Annotated in this window: 1 protein-coding gene; it reads right to left on the bottom strand. The window is 47.9% G+C overall.

Features of this window, described 5'->3' with window-relative positions; genetic code table 11:
* A partial coding sequence (locus tag A4U59_RS20250) for an IS110 family RNA-guided transposase (protein ID WP_070121839.1) occupies positions 1–1000 on the bottom strand: 1000 nt, incomplete at its 3' end.
* Positions 1001–1139: the final 139 nt, after the last annotated feature.

Raw genomic sequence — 1139 nt, 5'->3', positions numbered from 1 at the left:
CTCCGGACTGGTTCATCTTTAAATTGAGTCCCGCTAGTTTAATGACTTGGCGTGGAGCTCTGTAGTTGGAGAGATCCCCAACTTCCGCAAAAAAGCCAGCGACCGTCATCGCTCTGATTCCTTTTATCGCAACCATACGCTCCGCCCCCGGAACGTCCATAACAAGCTCTTCCAATTGCGCTTCAAGGGATTGAAGGCGGTTCTGCAACATCCGATATTGGTCTATAAGATAGCGAATTTCCTCACGAGCCATACGAAGGCCTTCGGTCATCCCGATACTCGAGGCAGCTGCTTGTTTCAGCTTCCGGATCCGTGAGGACGCGATGTTCTTCGTGACCGACGCCTTCACCTCAGTGAGAAGTTCTTCTTCTGTCTTTCGACGGATATCCTCTGGAAGGTAGCCGCGTTCTAACAAGTATAGCGCCGTTTTTCCGTTCCAGTATTTGAAGACCGTAAAGAATTCAGGGAAATACCGATCAAGCACGTTATGCATTTGTGCTTTGATCGATGACATATCCTCCTGGATCATGTCATGCAGTTTGATCCCTTCACGCAATTCAGCGTACAACCCCTCAGGCAAGATTGGGATATGATAGCGACCCGCCCGCATGACTTGAGCGATTACTTTCGCATCTTTGGTGTCATTTTTGGTGGGTGAATCGTCATCCAGCTCTTTTGATATCTTGACCTTCATCGGGTTTACAACGACAGGGTTTTCGTCTTGCAATTTCAAGTAATAGGCTAAGTTCAGCCAATAGTGCCCTGTGGGTTCCATGCCGATTAGCAGGTTGGGACGGCCTGTCTCGTCCGCCAACTGCCTGGCCCACTTAAGCAACAGGTTGAATCCTTCCAGCGAATTGGGGAAGGTCAACCGTTTGGACAAATCAACACCCCGATCATCAATCGCCCGGGCGATGTGTTTGTGCTTTGCGATATCGACTCCGATGATCAGTGTGTGTTCATTGATTTGCTTAAGACGTTCATTTTGTGTAAAATCCATTGTATAAGTCTCCCTTCGGTACTTAATTCGAGGTCATGCATGACACTCTCTATCGTACCAGGGGGACTTTTTTTATTCACATGGATCTACCTTCCATTTATCCGCACATTACTTTATTACAGGAATGCTCCTCGTCGCT

It is taken from the genome of Bacillus marinisedimentorum, assembly GCF_001644195.2.
In the GTDB taxonomy this organism is placed as follows: domain Bacteria; phylum Bacillota; class Bacilli; order Bacillales; family Bacillaceae_O; genus Bacillus_BL; species Bacillus_BL marinisedimentorum.
The sequence above is the reverse complement of the archived record's forward strand: the minus strand, read 5'-3'. Positions and strand labels throughout refer to the sequence as shown.